This is a genomic window from Aestuariivirga sp., assembly GCF_047600585.1.
Classification (GTDB): Bacteria; Pseudomonadota; Alphaproteobacteria; order Rhizobiales; family Aestuariivirgaceae; genus Aestuariivirga.
Genome location: NZ_JASGKP010000001.1, coordinates 1,683,120 through 1,702,495, shown reverse-complemented (window position 1 = coordinate 1,702,495; position 19,376 = coordinate 1,683,120). Strand labels below are relative to the sequence as shown.

The following is a 19,376-nucleotide window of genomic DNA, read 5'->3' as shown; positions in this document are numbered from 1 at the left end:
TTTTGCAGGTACTGGCCCGGAACACACGTCCATTCAAGGGATTGCGCCCCGCCGGGGGCAGCGTAAAGGAGCCTGTTTCGGGCTCGAAAACAGGGTAAAATTGCCCATTGTCCAAGTCTTCTAAAATTCCCGGAGAAGCGTCTGGACAGCCGCCCGCGGATACCGCAACATATTGCTGTGGTTATCTTTTTTGCCATCGGGTGGGGTCGTCTTCAACAGCAGTGAGGATGCACATCATCTGTGGTGTGTGAGTCCAATATCAGTTCGTTGAGTACGCGAATGGCAACGTCGACAAGCAAGGGTCAACAGTCACGACTTCCGATGCCGAAGCCTTATCGGCAGGGAGCACTCGATTGTTTGTGCGGGACCTACTCCATCATCAACGCTTTGCGCGCTGCCTGCTACAAGGAAGGGATCAGCGACAAGATCTCCTGGCGCATGCTCTTCCGCATCATTCTGAAGCAGCATGATGCAAAGTGGCGCCTTGCCGAGATGGTGACCGAAGGCACCGACACACCGGACATCATGAAGGGTCTCCTCACGGCCGCGGAGTATCTCAAGCGCTGCCATGGCATCTCCGTGAAGGTGAAGTGGCCGTGGAAGGCCAGGCGTACGCTCGATGCGCCGGCGGCACTCGCCCGCCTCAGCAAGGAGACGAAACTGGGGCACGTGGTGCTGCTCGGCTATGACGGTCACAAGTATGCCCACTGGACGGTCGTGACCGACATCACTGACGAAGACCTGATGCTGATGGACAGCTCGCACGGTCCGTCGCTGCCGCTGGGCGACTTTTCCTTCCATCCCGACGGCCATCTCGCCCGGAACCAGACCTACGTGATCACGCCATGGTCGCTGGCCACCATCAAGGTGACACGGCGCTAAAGCCGGAACCGGCGTCTGCACAGAGAGTTCTCCTCAAAAGGAGAACTCCGCCATGGCCAAGGACACGGGTGCAAAGCTGACCGACAGGGACGCCGAACAGATCCGCCGCCGCCTGAAGGAGAAGCAGGAAGAACCTCCGAAGGGCGCGCGCGAACCGGATGATCCCAGTCCCGATCCCGGTGACGAAACCACACGGCGGCGGCCGAAGGGCCGCGCCTGAGGGCGTCAGACCTGTGTCGCAATAAGCCGGTCGACGAGGGGTTCCATGATGCCGGCATCGACATTGGCAAAGGCGAGCCGGAGATAATCCTCCTGCGCCGGGCCGAACATCGAGCCCGGCAGGCACAGCACGTCGTGTTCCTGGGCCAAGCGCATGGCCACCGACTTCGAGGCCTCCCCGCGGAAGGGATGGCGCACATAGGCAAAATAGGCGCCGCTGCTGATCAGCTTGTACTCAAGGCCCTTGCGCGCGAAGGCGGTGCGGATGGCACCGAGGCGGCCGGCCATCATCTCCAGCTTGCCGCGCTTCCACTGGTCAAGTTCGCGCAGAGCGAAGATCACGCCCTGCTGGGTGATCTGCGGCGGACAGATGGTCATGCAATCGAGCACCTTGGCGGCCTCCGCAAGGATGGAAGGACCTGCCGTCATCGCACCGAGCCGGTAGCCTGCAAGTGCATAGACCTTCGAAAAGCTGTAGAGGTGGATCAGCGTGTCGTTCCAGTCAGGACGCTGGAGAAGCGCGTGAGCAGGGGCCGGATTGGGGCGGAAGTCCTTGTAGGTCTCGTCAAGGATGAGGGCAATGCCGCGTGACTTCGCAAGTTCGAAGAAGGCCTCGATCACCTCGGCCGGATAGACGGCTCCAGTGGGGTTGTTGGGGGTGCAGAGGATGAGCGCCTTGGTGCGTGGCCCGATCGCTTTCGCGGCATCTTCTGCGGACGGATGCGAGCGCCCTTCCGCAAAAGCGGGAATGGTGTTGAGGCCGATGCCCAGCATGGTCAGCCACATTTGATGATTGAAATAATAGGGTACCGGGATCACCACGTCGTCGCCCGCTTTTGCGACCGACATCACCGCAGCGGCAAAGGCCTGATTGCAGCCCGTGGTGATCGCCACATGGTTCGCCGCGACCTTTGCCCCGTAGTCGGCGCCGAGATGGCCAGCATAAGCTTCGCGGAGCGTGGCAAGGCCATAGATGTCGGTATAGCCGCCCGTGCCGGGCTGCAGGGCAATGCGCCCGAATTCCTGCTGCAGTTCGGGGGCGGGCGGATAGCTCGGCACCGCCTGGCAGAGATTGATCAGGTCGCGGTTGCGGGGCCCTTGGCGTACCCAACTCATGGCCTCCGCAATCGGAGGTGCCTCTACGCGGCCAACAAGGTCAGAAACCGGGTATCCCATCTGCGAATCCTGCGCTTTGAAATTGCATCGTTTTGAGGCATTGAGTTTGGCATGACCGGGCCGACGATTGAAAGCATTTTGAAGACACGCCATGCGTGGCTGAAGGGGCAGCCCCACGATCTTGACGATGTCCGCCAGCGGGCCGAGATGACCAGGATCATTTCGGAGAACTACCGGGTCTTCGAAGAAGTGCGGGACCGGGTGCTGCGCAACACCGATTCCTTCCTCCGCCACGTGGAGATCGTGGCGGAAACCCTTTCGGTCGAGGGCCATGCCCTGATCGGCGACCTCTTGCGGCATGATATCATCCTCAAGGAGGAGCATGGGCACGAGATTTGCGAGGCTCAAGGCCGGCGCTATCTTTCTGGCGGCTGGCTCGAGGAACTGGCGTGGCTGGCGGCCATGGATGCCGGTGCCGACGAGGCCGTCTTCGGCCAGGCGCTCGGCTGGTCGGTCCAGGGCTACTCCGGCGAGAACGAGATCGACCTGATCATGCGGGAGGGCGACCGTCTCGGTTTCGTCTCCTGCAAGGCGCTGCGCTCCGAACTCGACATGCATGACAAGAAGCACCGCAATCGCCTGATGGATGCGGTGCATGAGGCGGACAACCTGATCGATCATTTTGGCCGTCCGGGCGACAAGGTGGCGATCCTCGTATCGACCGATCTTTTTGATGAAGCCAAGGGGTCTGCCCGCTACAATGCCCTGATGGGCAAGGCGGCCATTCTCGACGTTCGCGTCATCCCCCTCGAGGAACTGGCGTTCGGCAAGCTGCGCCAGGCCCTCGCAAATCTCATTCAGACCGAAAAGATGGATCAGACATGAAAGCGATCAAGTTCGAAAAGACGGGCGGGCCCGAGGTTCTCAAGTTTGTAGACGTGGATGTTCCATCGCCGGCGGAAGGGCAGGTGCGTCTCCGCCACACGGCAATCGGCCTCAACTACATCGACACCTATCATCGCAACGGCCTCTATTCTGTCCCGCTGCCAAGCGGCATCGGTCTCGAGGCTGCGGGCGTGGTCGAAGCGCTGGGCGCCAAGGTCAAGGGTTTCAAGGTGGGAGACCGGGTGGCCTATGGCGTGGGCGCGCCGCTGGGCGCCTATTCGGAGGTCCGCAACTATCCTGCCAACCGGCTGGTGAAACTGCCGAAGGCGATCAGCGATGAAGCGGCGGCAGGGATGATGCTGAAGGGCATGACGGTCCGTTACCTGCTGCGGGCGACCTACAAGGTAAAGCGCGGTGATACCATCCTGCTGCATGCGGCGGCGGGCGGCGTCGGCCTCATTCTCTCGCAGTGGGCGAAGGCGCTGGGGGTCAAGGTGATCGGCACCGTGGGGAGCGACGAGAAGATGGCGCTCGCCCGTGAGAACGGCTGCCACTACGTGATCAATTCCTCCAAGGACGACGTGGCCAAGACGGTGCGCGAGATCACCAACGGCGTTGGCGTTCCAGTCGTTTATGACGGCGTGGGCCAGGCAACCCTGATGGCCTCGCTCGACAGCCTTCGTCCGCGCGGCATGCTGGTGAGCTTCGGCAATGCCTCAGGGCCGGTGAAGAACCTCGACCTGGGCTGGCTCTCCGCCCGCGGCTCGCTTTTCGTGACGCGTCCGACCCTCATGTCGTACACGGCCGACGACGGTGAATTCCAGGAAACGGCCTCCGACCTCATCGAGATCGTCAAGTCCGGCAAGGTGAAGCTGACCGTGAACCAGCGCTATCCCTTGGCCGAGGCGGCTCAGGCCCATCGTGATCTGGAGGCGCGCAAGACCACCGGTTCGACTGTCCTTCTGCCGTGAGGGGCGAGGTTCTGCGGTGAATATCGAGACCGAGGTTCGCGCGATTTTCAAGCTGTTTGGCGAGGGCCGGTTTGATCTGGCTCTGGCGAAGGCGCAAGCATTGCACAGGCAGGCGCCGCAACTGCCTGTCAGCAACTACTGCATGGGTCACGCGCTCGCCGCCCTGCAGCGCCCGCGTGATGCCGTCCCGTTCCTGCGCAAGGCCGCACAGCTGGAGCCGCGGAACGTGGATTTTCTGGTGCGTTTCGGCCGCGCGCTTCTGGATTCGGGACGCGTACGCGAAGCTGAATCGGTGTTGATGAAGGCACGGGATATCAACCCGTCACTGCCGATTGTGCCCTGGACGCTGGGCGTGTTCTACGCATCGATCGACCGTTTCGACAAAGCCGTCGAGCACTACAGTACCGTCATGTCCCTCAAGCTGCCCCACGGGTTTGACAATAATGCCAAACTCGATTGGGCTTTCGCGCTCATCGAAGTTGGCCGGACCAAGGAAGCAGAAGTTCCGCTGAGGGAACTGCTGAATGACCCGAAGGCGAGGGGAACGGCTCTTGCCCACCTTGCTGCCATTGAGCCATTTCCTCTGGATAGTCCTGAGTTCGCGATGCTGGAACAGGAACTGCTGCGTTCTGATCACAGCGCCATGGACCGTTCTGTTCTGTTACACACAAAGGCCCGTTGCTTGTCTTCCGCCAAGGATATCGAGGGGGAGTACGCACTTCTGCGAGAGAGCAAACTGGTGCGGGCCAAGAAAGACACGTCGGAGGCTTTCGGACGACAGGTCGACAGCCTGATTTCCGTTTTCTCGCAGGAGAACATTGCCGAACTTTCAAAAATTGCGGGTGACAATCCCTTCCAGCCGATCCACGTCCTGGGTCTTCCGCGCTCGGGGACAACTCTCGTGGAACGCATCCTCGCATCCCACAGCACAGTTGCCGGGGCAGGTGAGCTTGAAGTGGTGGCCGAGTTTGTGAGAACAGTCTTGAACGGACATGCTGTCACTGAATTTCTTGCCCTGGCACGCAAGATGGGCGGCGCTGCCCTCCGCCAGCAACTCAATGAAATCGAAGCGACCATGCGCTTCCTCGGCAACGGCAAGGACCGGATCGTCGACAAGATGCCGCATAACTTCCTGTTTGTCGGCCTCTTGGCTGCAGTGTTTCCAAAAGGGTCAATCGTCCATTGTTTCCGGCATCCGGCGGACAATTTCCTGTCCGGCTTCAAGGCCAACTTGCTGGACGCCCATTTCTACTTTGACGATCCGGCAATCTTCATCTCCTACTTCGGACACTACCGCCGCCTCATGGAACACTGGTACCGGGTCCTGCCGGGACGGATTTTTCCTTTGCATTACGAGCGTCTGGTGACTGAACCGAAGCCGATGATCACATCGCTTCTGTCCTTCTGTCAGCTGGGTTGGGAAGAAGACTGTCTGTATCCGGAGCAGGGCGAATCCCGCATCGCGACGGCAAGCGTGCATCAGGCGCGGAGCCCCATCAACGCCAAATCGGTGGGTGGCTGGACGAAGTATCAAAGCCGCCTGCAAATCATCGCCGATACCTGTGGCGAGGGTGATTTCACCCCGCTGGCCAATCCTGGGTCTTGAAGAACAGAACTACTGACTGGCCATCTGATCGCAGGAATCGACGCCGGCCTGGGCAATCGGCACCCATTGGGGATCACACTGCGTCTGCGAGCACAGGAACTTGGCCACTGCGGTCGCCGGCACGGCATGGGCAACGTTGATGAGATTGCCGTTGGCGTCGGTCAGCGTGCTCACCACCATGCCGATGAAGCGGCCGTTGCTGTCGAACAGCGGACCGCCGCTTTCGCCCTTCTGTGTATCCATCTTGAGGACAAGCGCATCCGGGTAGCCGAACTTGCCATAGGCAACGGCCCGGCCGAAATGGCGGCCTTGCAATTCACCGATCCGGGCCGTGTCGCCTTGTGCGTGCGGGCGGCCAAGCGTGAAGACCAGATTGTTGGGGGCAACGCAGCCCGGCATCGCCGGCTTCACGGCAACGCCGCGGAAACCCCGAAGCTTGATGATCGCCATGTCGTTGTTGGGATTGATGGCAATGACCTTGCCTGAGTAGACGCGACCATTGCCGGCACGGGCCTGGATCTCGTTGCCGAGTTCCACCGCGACGTGAGCGGCCGTCATCACAAGGCCGTCTCCCTGGACCACATATCCGCTCCCCGAGGTAATGGCGCGCATTCCGGCCTCTGGTACGCGGCCGGACGGGGCAACTTCCTTGACGTTCAACGTGACATAGCTGGGGCCGACCGCGGGGAGGAGCGGATTGACGGTGCCGACACCGCCTGACACAGGAACGGCGTTTTCCTGGATGGCGATGGAACGCGCTTCGAGATCAACCGGATTGTTGGTGGCGCAGCCGCTGAGCACTCCTCCGACAAGCAATGCTGCGGCAAGAACACGACCACACCGACCTGCACTGATGGAACCGGATTCGCTCATAATTTCTGCTTATCTTAGATCACGCTCTTGGCATAATCATAGTTATGCTGTGAGAGGTTTGCAAACAAGGGACCGAGGTTCTTCTCGTAGCGCCGCCAACGCTCGACCGAGGATGAATAGACAGGTTGACGCACCTGCGCCTGACTGAAGGTACGCACCGTGCTCTTCTGTTCATGGAAATTGAGGCAGGATTCTTCCCACGGCAATCCGCAAAACGCGATGAGTTTGCGTGACATTCCTTCCTGGTCTGCCACCATATCTTCATAGCGCAGCTCGAAAATCTGGTCCGGGAAGCACTGTTTCCAGTATCGCATCAATTCCTCGTGGGCGAGATAGCGCTCGACGTAGGTGTCCTGACGGTAGGAATAGTCGTGGCTTCTGTTCATACTGTGTTGAAAAGCGGACACAAAGTTGTCGGCGGGATGACGGCGGCAATGAATGAACCGGGCCTTGGGAAAGATCAGCCGGATGAAGCCCAGATGTTCGAAGTTGAAGGGAGTCTTCTCCACCACGCGCCGCTTGCTTCCTTCGGCATAGATGTCGAAAAGCCGGTTGTATTCTTGCGCGATGTTGCGGAGCAGCCCACCCTTGGCACCCTGCAGGATTTCGCGATGGCCGGACTCGCGCCAGAAGTCCTTCCGGAACATCTGGTCGTAATTCATGAAGCGGTTGGTTTCGCCGATGTTCACGCAGGTGGAATGCGCCGATATCACCTGCGTGGTCAGGGTCGTTCCCGAGCGGGGCATGCCGACCACGAAAATCGGACTGGAACCGTTGTCCCCGAAGGGGGCCGCCGCATCAAGCAGTTGCTTGGCGTAGAAGCCCCGTGTCTGATGGGTGATGCGTGTCGTGGCGTCACGATTGTATCGCTGCACCCCCAGAATTTCACGCGAGCGCGTCCAGCACGCGAAAGCGTCGTCGTGGCGCCCTTCGACATCATGGCAGCGGCCAAGCGCGAGCCAGGCGGATGACCGGACCTCCGGATCATCTGAACGCGTCAGGGCCGTCAGGGACGTGACCAGCCATTCGGAAACGGGCTTGCCAACCGTTTGCCCCCGCAGGGTGAGGGCAGCGTGATGGGCCGGATCGCTTTCGCCAATGCCGTCGAGCACCGCGTTGGCGTCCTTCGGCCGGCCGATGGCCGCGAGGCATTCAGCGAGCGTGATGCGTGCGTCGGTAACTGATGGCTCACGGACCGTTACAGCGACAGCCTTCTCGAGATGAGGCAAGGCTGCATGGCCCTTTTCCATGAGCATGTAGCAGCGGCCGAGAACGAAGTTGAGCGCGGCATCATCCGGGAGCTGCCGTTCTGCAGTTTTCAGCAGCGGCAAGGCGAACTCGGGAAAGTTCAATTCGACATAGACCTCCGCAAGGAGTGTCGCCGCCTGCACCGATGCCTTGTCGAGGTCGTGAGCCCTCTGGGCGAATTCCAGCGCCTTCCCGTTGTTCTTTTTGAGGAGCCAGATCTTGCCCATCAGGTGATGGGCCGGCGCGAGCGTCGGATGTGCATTCACAAATGTCTGGGCCATTGCCAGGGCCTTGTCGAACTGTCCCTGCGAGATCAGTTCATTGGTCTTGCGGATTTCGTCGGCCCACATCATGGCGTAATCCGCTAGCCGGTAAAACCGGTTGAAACAAGCCGCGATGGCCAGAAGCTGTTGCCGGTCTGCAGTTGCCAAGAAGAGCAAAGGTCATGACGATCCTTGTGTTTTTCCAAACGGCTTGAAAGTGGATATCCCGGATCGATAAAACCCAAGAATTTCAACACATGCGGCGTCTGGGTCGTCAGGGTGGCATAGCCAAACAGTGGCCGGAATGTTAACACGCGGATGGCGGGCGCAACGGCCAGCAGGCGGGCAAATCGGCGGTCTCAGGTCGGTTGCGGGGTTATTCAGGGGTGAATCGGCATGATCAGAATGCGTCCAGCGAAATGGGTTCCGTGGTCGGTTGCAGGCGTGGGCTTGCCTTTGCTCTGCGCCGCCCTGATCACCGATCCTTTCATGAAGGAGGAGATTCTCGAGAACGCGCAAAAAGCATTGTCCCAGAGTGACTTGACCAGGTGGGCGCAGGTCGAACTGGACGGCCGGGACGCCATTCTCAAGGGCAAGACCACCAATCCCGCTGCGCCGGAGGCCGCCGCGAAAATCGTGGCTGGCGTGCCGGGTGTGCGCACAGTGACTGCAGCGGCGTCCGTTGAACCGCTCGTGCTGGTTGCTCCTACCGTCGAATCACTCGAGGCCGCAGCCCCCATCTCGGAGATCAAGGGAACCTGGCCGGAAGGAGTGGCGAAGAAACTCGAGGTGAAGGTCGGCAGCAGTGTTTACAGCCTGCCAGGCAGTTCCGAACTCACGTCAAGCGCCGGGAACTGGTTGCTGAAACTCGCTGCGCCGCTGGACCCCGGCTCCTATGATGTGATGGCAACCGCCAGCGTGGACAGCGACGGCGCCACTGTTTCGCAGGCGGCCCCGGCACCGGGCAAGATCACGGTGCTCGCACCGCCGCCGCCTCCACCACCGCCGCCGCCCCAGCCCGCAGCCGAAGCGGCACCGGCACCCATAGCAAGTGCACCCGCGGACACGCCCGCGCCTCAGCCTGCCACCACCACGACGACCACCACTGTCACCGAGCAGGCCACCACCGCACAGGTGGAGGCCGCGGCCCCGCAGCCCACGCCTCCGGCGGCTGCGACAACAACCGGTTCAGACGCCCAACCCGCTCCGGAACCGGCACCTCAGCCAGCACCCGCACCCGCACCCGCGCCGGCCCCGGCGCAATTGGCGGCCCCGACGGTTGAGCGTCAGCTTGATCTCACCGGGGCACCCTTGGTCAGGGGAACCTGGCCGGAAGGCGAGGGAACAACACTGACAGTTGGCCTCTCCGGAAAGACCTACGAACTCGGTGTGGCCGCCAACCTCATGCGCGACGGCACGGGCCGCTGGAAACTCCTGCCGGCATCCGCACTGAAGGACGGGATCTATGATGTCGTGGTGACCGCGAAGAAGGGCGACACTGAAGTGAAGGACCAGACGCTGGCCGAACTCGAGGTCGACGCCACCTTGCCCGCAGCTCCGACGGTGAAGGTGCATGCCTCTGACACTGCGCCTGATGTGATCACGGGCACCTTCGATCCCAGGCGCACCGCAACCCTCAGTATTTCGATCCCAGAGCTTCCGCTGGCCGCCACCCTTGGTGCCGCGGGCAGCGCGCTCACTGCAGACGGTGAGAACTGGACGCTCGCCATGCCCAAGGGCATGAAGCCCGGGACCTACAATGTCGTGGTGACCGCCACCGACACGCGGGGCCGCAGCGTCGATGACGCCAGCGCCAACGAGATCGTCATCTCGGCACCCCAGGAAGCCGCACCCAAGACCGACGCGCCATTCGATTGCGAGGGCGCCATGGCCCGCATCAGTGCCGTCTTCCCCATGCGCTTCGTCTTCGCCACCACCGATTTCCAGGAGCGCTTCGGACTTTCCGTGAGCCAGTACGCTGCTCTCCTGAAAGACGCCCGCTGCGGCAAGCTCAAGGTGGAGGTAGGCGGCCATGCCGATGAACGCGGCAGCGACGGCTACAATGAAGACCTTGCCGAACACCGGGCGACCCGCGTCCGGGACATGCTCGTTGAGGCAGGCGTTGCGAACGACCGGCTTTCGGTCGCAAGCTATGGCGAATCAATGCCGCTCAATCCCGGCCACGACGAGGCGGCGTGGTCGGTGAACCGGCGTGTTGAAATCAAGATCGTGAAATAGGGGAACTGAGATGTCTGACCTGTACAGCAACGGCTTCTGGACCATCATCGATCATCACTGGATCTGGCTGCTGGTTGCCTTCGCAATCGGCATCTTTGTCGGCTGGAAGACCTCCGAACAGGTCCCGGACACGAACGGTTGAGGAGCGGAGGACATCCCATGCTGCACTATCTGATCGAACTCTTCATCCTCTTCCTCGTCGCCTACTTCATTGGCGCCTTCCTTGGCTGGCTGCTGCGGAAACTCTCAGGCTCCGATGCGCCCTCGGCTTATGCCGCGCGCGAACAATTGGCCATGGCGACGGCTTCACCCGCTCCGGCGCCTGCGCCCGCCGCTGTGGCGCCACCTCCGCCGCCGCCCGCACCCATTGTGGCCGCAGCCGCCGAAGCGGCAAAGCCTGTGGTGGAGGAAGGGCCTCAACACCTCGTGGGCAAGCTGGAACGGCCGAAGGGCATTGCTGCCGCACGCGAAGGCAAGGCCGACAAGCTGCAGCGCATCAGCGGAATCGGCCCGAAGAACGAAAAGATCCTCAATGGTCTCGGCATCTTTCACTTCGACCAGATTGCGTCCTGGAGCCGCGAGCAGGTGGCCTGGGTTGACGATCACCTGAAGTTCAATGGACGCATTGCCCGCGAGGAATGGATCAAGCAGGCCCGCCTTCTTGCCGATGGCAAGGAAGCCGAATTTGCCAAGCTCTATGGTTCAGGTGGAATGAAGAACGCTGAAGGCGAAAAGGTCTCAGGCAGCCGCACGCGCAAGAGCTAGGGCTGCCGCGGCCTCGCGTCGATCCGCGCCAGCCAGCGGTCGAGTGCAGCCGTGCATTCCGGCTCGTCGAGGAACGGCACATGCCCGCGGCCTCGCACTTCAACGCCCTCGGCCTGAGGAAGCTCCGTACACAGACGATTGACGGTCTCGCGGGAGAGAAGATCCGAGGCATCGCCGCGCAGGCAGGTGACGGGCTTCCCCGCAAGCGCCGGGAGCAGGGTCCACAGCTCCGGAGTCTTGCCTGCGATCACGTCTTCGCGTCGCGGCAGCGTGGCGGATAATTTCATGTCATAATAAGGAGTTATGCGGCCATCCTCGCGCCGGATGTAAGCCCGGCGCACGGCCGCCTGCCAGGCCTCTTCGCTGACGCCGGCAAAGCCCGGTGCCGTCGCGCCATAGGCTCGTGCGCCTGAATCCCAATTGGGAAACACCATCTCGAATCCGACATAGCCCATGATGCGGAGCAGTCCCGCCGCCTCGATGCGCGGCCCGATGTCGTTCAGGCAAAGCCCGCTCAGTCTGTCAGGTGCCGCCACCGCCATCAACATGCCGACGAGGCCGCCGCGTGATGTGCCAAGCACCGCTGCCTGTGGGATCGCGAAGGCATCGAGCACGCTGAGCGTATCGGCGAGCTCGACATCGGGGCGATAGGTGAGGGGGTCTGCGGCGTTGTCGGAGCGTCCGCGTCCACGGAAGTCGATGGTCAGCACCGGCCGCGAACCGGCATAGCGCTCGACGACCGGTTCGAAGTCGCGGCCGTTCCGCGTGAGCCCCGGCAGGCACAGCAGCGGCACACGGCCAGCAGCTTGCTCGCCAAAGAGTTCGGCGAAGATCCGGGTTCCGTCAGCGGCAGGGACGAGCCTCTGCAGGCTCCGCATCAATCACAGCCCGTGATCAGGGCCTTGATGGATCCACCCTTGCAGCCGTCGCCTTCAGGCGGGGCGGAGGTCGACGCCACCGTCAGTTCTCCGGGAGTGCCACGCTTCAAATCGGCTGACATCGGCCGCACCGTCTTGGGTGCAAGGCGCGACCGGTAGATGTGCAGGTTCTGCAACACCTTCTGAACGTACTGGCGGGTTTCCTGGAACGGGATCGATTCAACCCAGTCGATCGGATCGACCTGGCCGGACCGCGGATCGCCATATTCTGCAACCCATTCCTTGGCGCGGCGGGGGCCGGCGTTGTAGGCCACGAGGGTCAAGACATAGCTGCCGCCGAAATCATCGATGAGGTCGCCAAGATGCGCGGCACCCAGCTTCACATTGTAGCTCGGGTCACCCTTCAGCTTCTCGGGCGCGTAGGAGATGTTATACTGGCGGGCGATCAGCTTGGCGGTGCCCGGCATCAGCTGCATCAGGCCTTGTGCGCCCACCTTGCTGCCGGCCTGCGGATCGAATTCGCTTTCCTGGCGCGACAGGCCGAAGACCAGCGCCTTTTCCACCGGCTTGCCGATCTGCTTCCAGTCGGGAAGGCCGCGAATGGGATAGGAGTAGGAATCGATATCGATGTTGCGCTGCCCTGCAACCTTGGCGAGGCGGAGCGCCAGCGTGGTGCCGCCATACTGGTGCAACACCGATGCCGCCGCATTCATCTCGGCCAGCGAATTGAAGCGTGTGGAAATCGAATAGACGAAGAGATTGAGCTGCGACTTGTCGGCCGCCTGCGCCATGATGCGGAAGGCACGCATGACCTCGTCGCGGTCAACAGCAGCGCGGGCCGCGGCTGTGGTATCGCCACCTTCGATCTGCTCGGGAACGTCGCCAAGGCCGATCTTCTCGCGCGCCAGCTGTCCATAATAGACCGTCGAGTATTCCGACGCCTGCTTGTAGGTGGCGCGGGCTGAGCCCTTGTCGCCCAGCGCCTCGTAGGTGCGGCCGATCCAGTAGCCGGCGCGAGCCTTCTCGGTGCGGGTCGGCGCGATTTCCTGCAGCCGGGCGAAGTGCTTCATCGCCGTGTCGGGCTTGTTCAGGTAACGGAGCGCAATCCAGCCCGAGAGGAATTCGGCTTCGACTGCCGCATCCCCGGTGGAGAGGCCATGCCGCGCGGCGATCTGATAAGCAGTCACCCAGTTGTCGCGGTGCGCAGGCCCGACGGAACGGCGGGCAATGATGCGGCGCTCTGTCCACCAGGCTTCCGGGTCGCCCATGTCGGCGGCGGTGGTGGGTGCGGCGGCAAGAATGCTGCGCGCCTTCGCGAACTTGTCGGTGCGGCGGTAATAGCGGGCGAGCGCATAACGCAATGCCGGAATGTTGCGGTTCGTGGCTGAGAGGCCGGCATATTGCCGGTCGGCACCCGCTGTGCCGCGGAGCAGGGCCTGCGCCACCTTGGCGATGGCCGCATAACCGGAACCCATGCGGCGGGCATGGCTCACGGCGGCGTTTGATTCCTGCGCGTAGATCAGCATCCACAGGCGGCGGCGGTAATCCGCCTCGCTCAGCGCGCTGCCGAATTCGTTGACGGCCGCGGCTTCCACCGTGTCGTCCATATCGGGGTTCAGCCAGGCGCGCATCAGGGCCTGACGGGCGCCGTCCTTGTCGCCCATCGCCATGGCAGCGCGGGCGAGGGCGATGTTGCCGTGGGAGGTGAAGGGCTTGCGCTCGGCGAAGTGGTTGATCACTTCGGGTCCGCGCGCGCCGCTCTCGAACAATGCCTGCTCGGCACGCTTCAGCAAGGTCTCGGTCAGCGGCCACTTGGGCGCCACGTCGAGGAAGTTCATCAGGCGGGCGTAACCGGCCTTGGCGCCCTTGTCGCGGAGGAAGAGAAGCTCCACCAGCTTCACCGCGGCCGGATCACCCGACTGCTGGGCCAGCGACCCGGCATTTACATAGTCGCCCTTGAGGGCGGCACTCACCGCCTGCACGGCGGGGGAGGCGGCTATGGCAAGATTCGGCATCGCGACTGCAGCCGCACCGGCAAACAGGCCCTTCAGGAAATGGCGGCGGCTGACTTCTGACGACACGCGATCGACTCCTTCTAGAAATGCGTTCGTAGCCTGTGTTGGCTGGCGGCTAAAGGGCAAATACGACGGGTTTGGGGCACTTTCCCAATCCCTAGAGCGCTTTGCTTGCCGCGACAGGTACGAACGACTATGGTGCCGCGCGAACCGGAGCCCGCAAGGCTGCTTTACGAGCCTAGCGATGCGTTGGTTTCCAATTTGTTAACCATAGGGGTGTGCCGTGAAGTTCCAGGGAAGTTTCCCAGCCTTGATTACGCCGATGAAGGATGGTGCCGTTGACGAGGCGGCTTACCGCAAATTCGTGGCGTGGCAGATCAAGGAAGGAAGCCACGGCCTTGTTCCGGTTGGAACAACCGGCGAAAGCCCGACCGTCACGCCCGCGGAACACAAGCGCCTGATCGAAATCTGCGTGGAAGAAGCCAAGGGCAAGGTGCCGGTCATTGCCGGTGCGGGGTCCAATAACACCGCAGAAGCCATCGAATATGCCGCCCACGCCAAGAAGGCAGGGGCTGATGCAGCCCTGATCGTGGTTCCCTACTACAACAAGCCCACCCAGGAGGGCATCTATCAGCACTATCGCGCCATCGCGAAGGCTGTGGATATCCCGATCTTCGTTTACAACGTGCCGGGACGTACGGTGGCGAACTGTTCTGTCGAAACCCTCGACCGTCTCGCCAAGGATTGCCCGAACATCGTTGGCACCAAGGATGCCTCCGCCGATCTCACCCGCCCCTCGCGCCAGCGCCTGATGACGGGCGAGAAGTTCATCCAGCTTTCCGGCGAGGATGGCACGGCGCTTGGCTTCAATGCCCATGGCGGCGTCGGCTGCATCTCGGTCACGGCGAATGTCGCGCCGCGGCTCTGCTCGGAGTTGCAGGAAGCAACCCTCAAGGGCGATTACAAGAAGGCGATTGCGATTCAGGACCGCCTGATGCCGTTGCATCATGCCCTGTTCGTGGAAACCAATCCCGGCCCGATCAAGTATGCCGTGAGTCTGCTCGGCCACTGCACGGCGGAAGCACGCCTGCCGATGGTGCCCGTGACGGACTCCACCAAGGAGATGGTCCGCAGCGCCATGGTGCACGCGGGCATCCTGAACTGAGATGTCATCCAAGAGCGGTGGCGCGAAGAAATCGCGCGCCCACGAAGGCATCACCGTCAAGGGTGACAATCGCCGTGCGCGGTTCGACTACGAACTGATCGAAACCTTCGAGGCGGGAATCGAGCTCAAGGGTTCGGAGGTAAAGTCGCTGCGCACGGGACATGTGAACCTGGGTAAATCCTACGCGGCGATGAAGGGGAATGAACTCTTCCTCATCAACTCCAACATTCCGGAGTACCGCGAGGCGAACCGCTTCAACCACGAGCCCAAGCGCCCGCGCCGGCTGCTGCTCCACCGCAAGCAGATCGACCGGCTGGCGGTGGGCGTGCTGCGCGAAGGGCTGACGATCGTGCCGCTCAAGATCTTCTTCAATCCGCGCGGACGGGTGAAGGTCGACATCGCGCTCGCCCGCGGCAAGAAGCTCACCGACAAGCGCGACACCATCAAGACGCGCGACTGGAACCGCGAGAAGTCGCGCCTGCTGCGCGACCGCGGTTAGACGCCTGCGATGATCGTCATCGCACTCGGCAGCAACATGAACGGCCCCTGGGGGACGCCGCGCCAGGCGGTGGAACGCGCCTTCCGCGCCCTCGACACGTTTCCGCTGAAACTTGTCGCCGCGTCACCGCTTGCCATCACTGAACCGTTTGGCCGCAAGAACCAGCCCCAGTTCGTGAATGCCGCGGCGGTAATCGAGACGCATCTGTCGCCAGACGCCCTGATGCGCAAGCTCCACATGATCGAGCGCGAAGCGGGGCGGCAACGCCGCCTTCGCTGGGGGCCGCGCACGCTCGATCTTGATCTCATCGACTATCACGGCCTCGTGCGCCGCAAGAAGACGCTCTCGATCCGCCCGCTCGTGCTGCCGCATCCCGGCATTTCCGAGCGCCTGTTTGTGCTCGAGCCGCTCGAGCAGGTGGCGCCCGTATGGCGGCACCCCTTAACGAAAGAAAGCGCGGCGTTCACCATTCGCAAACTAAGGCGCTTAAGCGGGACTTAAGTGCGCCCCTTCACCATGCGGGCAAGACTCCGCCCATGTTCGGGACGGGGCTGTTGGTGGATCATGAAGAGACTTGTGTTGCGTACCGTATTCGCCGGCCTGCTGTTGCATGGCACGGCGCATGCGGAAGGAGCCTTCCAGATTCTGGGGGGAATGGGAGACGGTACAGCGGAGATGTCGGGGCAGGTGCTGAACTTCGCGCCCGAAACCCGCGCGGACCTGCAGAAGAAGATCGTGGCCTTCGACCGCGACATGGAACCGGGTTCGATCCTCGTCCAGACGGCAGCGCGCAAACTCTATTATGTGCTGCCGGGCGGGCAGGCGGAGATGTACCCCATCGGCGTGGGCCGCGAAGGTTTCACCTGGAGCGGCAGCAACGTCATCACCCGCAAGGCGGAATGGCCGGACTGGCGACCGCCTGCAAACATGATCGAGCGGGAAGGGGAGCGGGGGCACTACATTCCTGCGCATATGCCGGGCGGTCCCAACAATCCGCTGGGCGCGCGCGCACTCTATATCGGGGACACAGAGTACCGCATTCACGGTACGACACAGCCCTGGAGCATCGGCAAGGCCTCGTCATCGGGCTGCATCCGCATGCTGAACGAGCATGTGGTCGATCTCTACGACCGGGTTCAGGTGGGCGCGAAGGTGGTGGTGGAGTGAAACGCCCGGCCTTGAAAGAAAAAGCGAAATCCGGCGTTCACCATAAACCCTCCCTTAACTTTAAGCCGTCATTTTGAGCGAAGTGAGTTTGTGAGTTGGAGTAAGAATATGCGTATCAGTGTGTCCAAGCACCTGTCTGGCCGGCTTGTGTCCAAGGCCTTGTTGACGGTTGCGGCGGCTGCCCTCCTGGCAGGGTGCTCCAATTCCATCGAGCGTTTCTCGAACGCCTACGACAATCCCTCTGACGCCGATCCCGTCTATACCGCCTCGGTTCCGAAGGCTGTGAGAAAGCCTGCACCGCGCAAGGTCTATGCCGAGCCGCAGGTCTCCGACGACGAAACGATTTCCGAAAGCCCTGTTTCCCGCGCGCCGCTGCCGCGCTCGTCCAGTGGGAACATGCCACAGTACGATTACACGGAAAACTACAAGAAGAGCTACAAGCAGCCCGCACCCGTCGCCAAGCCGCGCTATACTGCTCCGTCTTATGAGGATACCGATTACGCCCAGGGCGAAACCGAAATCACGCCCGTGTCGAAGTCTCGCGCCGCCAATGGCGTCGTGACCGTGAAGCCCGGCATGACCCTCTACTCGATTGCCCGCGCCAACAACGTCGATCCCAAGGACCTCGCGGCCTACAACCGCATGAAGGCGCCGTACCAGGTCTGGACCGGCCAGAAGCTTCGCATTCCCTCCGGGGACACGGCCGATGCCGACATCGCTCCGGCACCGAAGCCACGCAAGCTCGCTGTCGCTGATCAGGGTGAAACCGAAATTACGCCGGTCCGCAGGCAGACGTCGTCCGGCAACCGCCACACCGTTGCCGATGGCGAGACGCTCTATTCGCTCGGCCGCAAGTATGGCGTGTCGCCTTTCGTGATCGCCGATGCCAATGGCCTCGACCGCAATTCCGGTCTCCATGTCGGCCAGACGATCAAGATCCCCGGCGGCTCTGCGCGCCCGGCGCCGATGACCACGGCTAACTCCTCGTCGGACGATCAGGACTCGGCACCCGTCGTGAAGCCTCTGAAGAAGAAGCGCGCCGTCCTCTCGCTCGCTGAAGACGAAAACCAGACCGATGACAGTGCGTCGGCCGATGCCGGCACGTCGTCGAACTCGGTGCCCAGCCAGACGGGCAACCTGAAGCTCAAGCCGAAGGCCCAGACCGAACAGGTTGCGGACACCGAAGCGACCGTCGAGAAGCAGGTTGCCGATGCCGCTCCGGCGGGCAGCCTCAACATGCGCTGGCCGCTCAAGGGCAAGGTCATTTCCGAGTTCGGCCCGAAGGACAACGGCCTGAAGAACGAAGGCATCAACATCGCCGTGCCGGAAGGCACCAGCATCCGTGCGGCTGAAAGCGGCGTCGTTGCCTATGCCGGCAACGAGCTCAAGGGCTACGGCAATCTCGTCCTCATTCGTCACGCCGGCGGTTATGTCACGGCCTATGCCCACGCCAAGGAGCTGCTGGTCAAGCGCGGCGACAATGTGAAGCGTGGCGACGTGATCGCCAAGGCCGGCCAGACCGGTGCGGTCTCGAGCCCGCAGCTGCACTTCGAAGTGCGCAAGGGCGCCACCGCTCTCGACCCGAAGAAGTATCTCTCGTCGGCCACCGCGATGAACTGATTCCCTGGAGACAGGTCACGATCCTCTGCATGGCGAGGCCCGGACAGCGTTCCGGGCCTTGTCATTTGAGGGAAGCGTTTCAGTTCAGTTTTTGGCCAAGCTTGCCGGCGAGGTCTTGGATGAGTTGCCAGGCGACGCGGCCGGAGCGCGCACCGCGGGTCACCGACCATTCGACTGCGGCGGCATGCAGGTCTTCCGTCGAGATCTTCAGGCCATAGTGCTTCGCGTAACCCTCCAGCATGGCAAAGAACTCGTCCTGCGAGCAGTTATGGAAGCCGAGCCACAGGCCGAAGCGGTCCGACAGCGAAACCTTCTCCTGCACCGCCTCTGACGGATTGATGGCAGTCGAGCGCTCGTTCTCGATCATGTCGCGGGGGAGAAGATGCCGGCGGTTGCTGGTGGCATAGAAGAGCACGTTCTCCGGCCGCCCTTCGAGCCCGCCATCAAGTGCGGCCTTCAGTGACTTGTAGGAGGTGTCCTGCGCATCGAAGGAAAGATCGTCACAGAAGACGATGAAGCAGAACGCAGGCTCCTTCCTGAGCAGCGCCATGAGGGCAGGGAGGCTGGAAATGTCCTCGCGGTGGATTTCGATCACCTTCAGGATGCCGTCCACTTCGGCGTTCACCGTCTTGTGCGCCGCCTTGACCAGCGACGACTTGCCCATGCCGCGTGCCCCCCAGAGCAGCGCATTGTTGGCGGGAAGGCCCTTGGCGAAGCGGCGCGTGTTTTCGAGCAACTGGTCACGGGTCAGGTCGATGCCGCGGAGAAGCGAGAGGTCGACCCGGTTGACCTTGCTGACAGGCTCGAGTCCCGGCGGGTTTGCCCTCCACACGAAGGCGTCGTGCCGGGCCACCTCGGCCGCAACCGGGAGGGGTGGGGCCAGGCGCTCCAGCGCCTCTGCGATCCGCACCAGAAGCTGCTGTTTTGCCCCGGACTTTTCCGTCTTCCTGTCAGCCATGACCCACT

Annotated in this window: 19 protein-coding genes; 13 read left to right on the top strand and 6 right to left on the bottom strand. The window is 62.2% G+C overall.

The genetic code is table 11. The features are described 5' to 3' along the window. Nucleotides 1-357 precede the first annotated feature (357 nt). Complete coding sequence (locus tag QM801_RS08335) at nucleotides 358-882, top strand: hypothetical protein (RefSeq protein ID WP_415018749.1); 525 nt, start codon at nucleotides 358-360, stop codon at nucleotides 880-882. 52 nt (nucleotides 883-934) lie between these two features. Further along, on the top strand, nucleotides 935-1,102 hold the full coding sequence (locus QM801_RS08330; protein ID WP_415018748.1) for a hypothetical protein: 168 nt from the start codon (nucleotides 935-937) through the stop codon (nucleotides 1,100-1,102). Nucleotides 1,103-1,107: 5 nt separating this feature from the next. On the opposite strand, the gene QM801_RS08325 is transcribed toward QM801_RS08330, so the two are convergent. Further along, nucleotides 1,108-2,277, bottom strand: a complete 1,170-nt coding sequence (locus QM801_RS08325; RefSeq protein WP_415018747.1) for an aminotransferase — start codon at nucleotides 2,275-2,277, stop codon at nucleotides 1,108-1,110. A gap of 51 nt (nucleotides 2,278-2,328) precedes the next feature. Here QM801_RS08325 and QM801_RS08320 point away from each other — a divergent pair, with 51 nt between their 5' ends. From QM801_RS08320 to QM801_RS08310, 3 genes are read left to right on the top strand one after another with little or no spacing between them, the layout of a single operon-like run. Beyond that, the gene (locus tag QM801_RS08320) at nucleotides 2,329-3,102 is read left to right on the top strand and encodes a Card1-like endonuclease domain-containing protein (protein WP_415018746.1); all 774 of its coding nucleotides are present in this window, start codon (nucleotides 2,329-2,331) and stop codon (nucleotides 3,100-3,102) included. Further along, nucleotides 3,099-4,073, top strand: a complete 975-nt coding sequence (locus QM801_RS08315; RefSeq protein WP_415018745.1) for a quinone oxidoreductase family protein — start codon at nucleotides 3,099-3,101, stop codon at nucleotides 4,071-4,073. The genes QM801_RS08320 and QM801_RS08315 overlap by 4 nt, the downstream gene beginning before the upstream one ends. 16 nt (nucleotides 4,074-4,089) lie before the next feature. Continuing rightward, nucleotides 4,090-5,679 (top strand): tetratricopeptide repeat-containing sulfotransferase family protein, encoded by a 1,590-nt coding sequence (locus QM801_RS08310; protein ID WP_415018744.1) that lies wholly within the window; start codon nucleotides 4,090-4,092, stop codon nucleotides 5,677-5,679. A 9-nt stretch (nucleotides 5,680-5,688) separates the two neighbouring features. Here the strand turns inward: QM801_RS08310 and QM801_RS08305 are convergent, their stop codons facing one another. Next, entirely contained in the window at nucleotides 5,689-6,480 is a 792-nt protein-coding gene (locus QM801_RS08305; RefSeq protein ID WP_415018743.1) for a S1 family peptidase, read from the bottom strand. Between the two features lie 86 nt (nucleotides 6,481-6,566). Further along, the gene (locus QM801_RS08300) at nucleotides 6,567-8,153 is read right to left on the bottom strand and encodes a tetratricopeptide repeat-containing sulfotransferase family protein (RefSeq protein ID WP_415018742.1); all 1,587 of its coding nucleotides are present in this window, start codon (nucleotides 8,151-8,153) and stop codon (nucleotides 6,567-6,569) included. Between the two features lie 306 nt (nucleotides 8,154-8,459). Here QM801_RS08300 and QM801_RS08295 point away from each other — a divergent pair, with 306 nt between their 5' ends. The 3 genes from QM801_RS08295 to QM801_RS08285 are packed head-to-tail and all read left to right on the top strand — an operon-like array spanning nucleotide 8,460 to nucleotide 11,066. Beyond that, on the top strand, nucleotides 8,460-10,301 hold the full coding sequence (locus tag QM801_RS08295; protein WP_415018741.1) for an OmpA family protein: 1,842 nt from the start codon (nucleotides 8,460-8,462) through the stop codon (nucleotides 10,299-10,301). Nucleotides 10,302-10,311: 10 nt separating this feature from the next. Beyond that, nucleotides 10,312-10,443 carry a hypothetical protein gene (locus QM801_RS08290; RefSeq protein WP_415018740.1) on the top strand — a complete coding sequence of 44 codons (132 nt, stop codon included), beginning with the start codon at nucleotides 10,312-10,314 and terminating at the stop codon, nucleotides 10,441-10,443. Between the two features lie 17 nt (nucleotides 10,444-10,460). Then, nucleotides 10,461-11,066: a hypothetical protein gene (locus QM801_RS08285; protein WP_415018739.1), complete on the top strand. Its 606-nt coding sequence runs from the start codon at nucleotides 10,461-10,463 to the stop codon at nucleotides 11,064-11,066. Here QM801_RS08285 and QM801_RS08280 read toward each other — a convergent pair. Both QM801_RS08280 and QM801_RS08275 read right to left on the bottom strand, forming a co-directional pair. Continuing rightward, the gene (locus QM801_RS08280; protein WP_415018738.1) at nucleotides 11,063-11,944 is read right to left on the bottom strand and encodes an alpha/beta fold hydrolase; all 882 of its coding nucleotides are present in this window, start codon (nucleotides 11,942-11,944) and stop codon (nucleotides 11,063-11,065) included. The two genes, QM801_RS08285 and QM801_RS08280, sit on opposite strands and share 4 nt — an antisense overlap. After that, on the bottom strand, nucleotides 11,944-14,025 hold the full coding sequence (locus QM801_RS08275; protein ID WP_415018737.1) for a transglycosylase SLT domain-containing protein: 2,082 nt from the start codon (nucleotides 14,023-14,025) through the stop codon (nucleotides 11,944-11,946). The genes QM801_RS08280 and QM801_RS08275 overlap by 1 nt, the downstream gene beginning before the upstream one ends. Before the next feature lie 217 nt (nucleotides 14,026-14,242). On the opposite strand from QM801_RS08275, the gene dapA reads away from it, so the two are divergent. The 5 genes from dapA to QM801_RS08250 all read left to right on the top strand — a co-directional run bounded on the left by dapA (nucleotide 14,243) and on the right by QM801_RS08250 (nucleotide 18,410). After that, nucleotides 14,243-15,124, top strand: coding sequence for a 4-hydroxy-tetrahydrodipicolinate synthase (gene dapA / locus QM801_RS08270; RefSeq protein ID WP_415018736.1), 882 nt, complete (start codon nucleotides 14,243-14,245; stop codon nucleotides 15,122-15,124). Between the two features lies 1 nt (nucleotide 15,125). Beyond that, nucleotides 15,126-15,623, top strand: coding sequence for an SsrA-binding protein SmpB (gene smpB / locus QM801_RS08265; RefSeq protein ID WP_415018735.1), 498 nt, complete (start codon nucleotides 15,126-15,128; stop codon nucleotides 15,621-15,623). A gap of 9 nt (nucleotides 15,624-15,632) precedes the next feature. Next, a complete protein-coding gene (gene folK / locus QM801_RS08260; RefSeq protein ID WP_415018734.1) occupies nucleotides 15,633-16,124 on the top strand; it encodes a 2-amino-4-hydroxy-6-hydroxymethyldihydropteridine diphosphokinase in 492 nt (163 codons plus the stop codon). 153 nt (nucleotides 16,125-16,277) lie between these two features. Next, a complete protein-coding gene (locus QM801_RS08255) occupies nucleotides 16,278-16,790 on the top strand; it encodes a L,D-transpeptidase (protein ID WP_415018733.1) in 513 nt (170 codons plus the stop codon). Between the two features lie 108 nt (nucleotides 16,791-16,898). Next, nucleotides 16,899-18,410, top strand: coding sequence for a peptidoglycan DD-metalloendopeptidase family protein (locus tag QM801_RS08250; RefSeq protein WP_415018732.1), 1,512 nt, complete (start codon nucleotides 16,899-16,901; stop codon nucleotides 18,408-18,410). 79 nt (nucleotides 18,411-18,489) lie between these two features. On the opposite strand, the gene QM801_RS08245 is transcribed toward QM801_RS08250, so the two are convergent. Beyond that, nucleotides 18,490-19,368, bottom strand: a complete 879-nt coding sequence (locus tag QM801_RS08245) for an ATP-binding protein (RefSeq protein ID WP_415018731.1) — start codon at nucleotides 19,366-19,368, stop codon at nucleotides 18,490-18,492. Nucleotides 19,369-19,376: the final 8 nt, after the last annotated feature.

What these genes read in the sequence shown, in the direction of transcription:
- QM801_RS08285 (WP_415018739.1), top strand. Translation starts at nt 10,461, where the DNA reads ATGCTGCACTATCTGATCGAACTCTTCATCCTCTTCCTCGTCGCCTAC.
- QM801_RS08255 (WP_415018733.1), top strand. Translation starts at nt 16,278, where the DNA reads ATGGGAGACGGTACAGCGGAGATGTCGGGGCAGGTGCTGAACTTCGCG.
- smpB (WP_415018735.1), top strand. Translation starts at nt 15,126, where the DNA reads ATGTCATCCAAGAGCGGTGGCGCGAAGAAATCGCGCGCCCACGAAGGC.
- QM801_RS08315 (WP_415018745.1), top strand. Translation starts at nt 3,099, where the DNA reads ATGAAAGCGATCAAGTTCGAAAAGACGGGCGGGCCCGAGGTTCTCAAG.
- QM801_RS08325 (WP_415018747.1), bottom strand. Translation starts at nt 2,277, where the DNA reads ATGGGATACCCGGTTTCTGACCTTGTTGGCCGCGTAGAGGCACCTCCG.
- QM801_RS08295 (WP_415018741.1), top strand. Translation starts at nt 8,460, where the DNA reads ATGATCAGAATGCGTCCAGCGAAATGGGTTCCGTGGTCGGTTGCAGGC.
- QM801_RS08290 (WP_415018740.1), top strand. Translation starts at nt 10,312, where the DNA reads ATGTCTGACCTGTACAGCAACGGCTTCTGGACCATCATCGATCATCAC.
- QM801_RS08300 (WP_415018742.1), bottom strand. Translation starts at nt 8,153, where the DNA reads ATGATGTGGGCCGACGAAATCCGCAAGACCAATGAACTGATCTCGCAG.
- QM801_RS08320 (WP_415018746.1), top strand. Translation starts at nt 2,329, where the DNA reads ATGACCGGGCCGACGATTGAAAGCATTTTGAAGACACGCCATGCGTGG.
- folK (WP_415018734.1), top strand. Translation starts at nt 15,633, where the DNA reads ATGATCGTCATCGCACTCGGCAGCAACATGAACGGCCCCTGGGGGACG.
- QM801_RS08330 (WP_415018748.1), top strand. Translation starts at nt 935, where the DNA reads ATGGCCAAGGACACGGGTGCAAAGCTGACCGACAGGGACGCCGAACAG.
- QM801_RS08280 (WP_415018738.1), bottom strand. Translation starts at nt 11,944, where the DNA reads ATGCGGAGCCTGCAGAGGCTCGTCCCTGCCGCTGACGGAACCCGGATC.
- QM801_RS08245 (WP_415018731.1), bottom strand. Translation starts at nt 19,368, where the DNA reads ATGGCTGACAGGAAGACGGAAAAGTCCGGGGCAAAACAGCAGCTTCTG.
- QM801_RS08250 (WP_415018732.1), top strand. Translation starts at nt 16,899, where the DNA reads ATGCGTATCAGTGTGTCCAAGCACCTGTCTGGCCGGCTTGTGTCCAAG.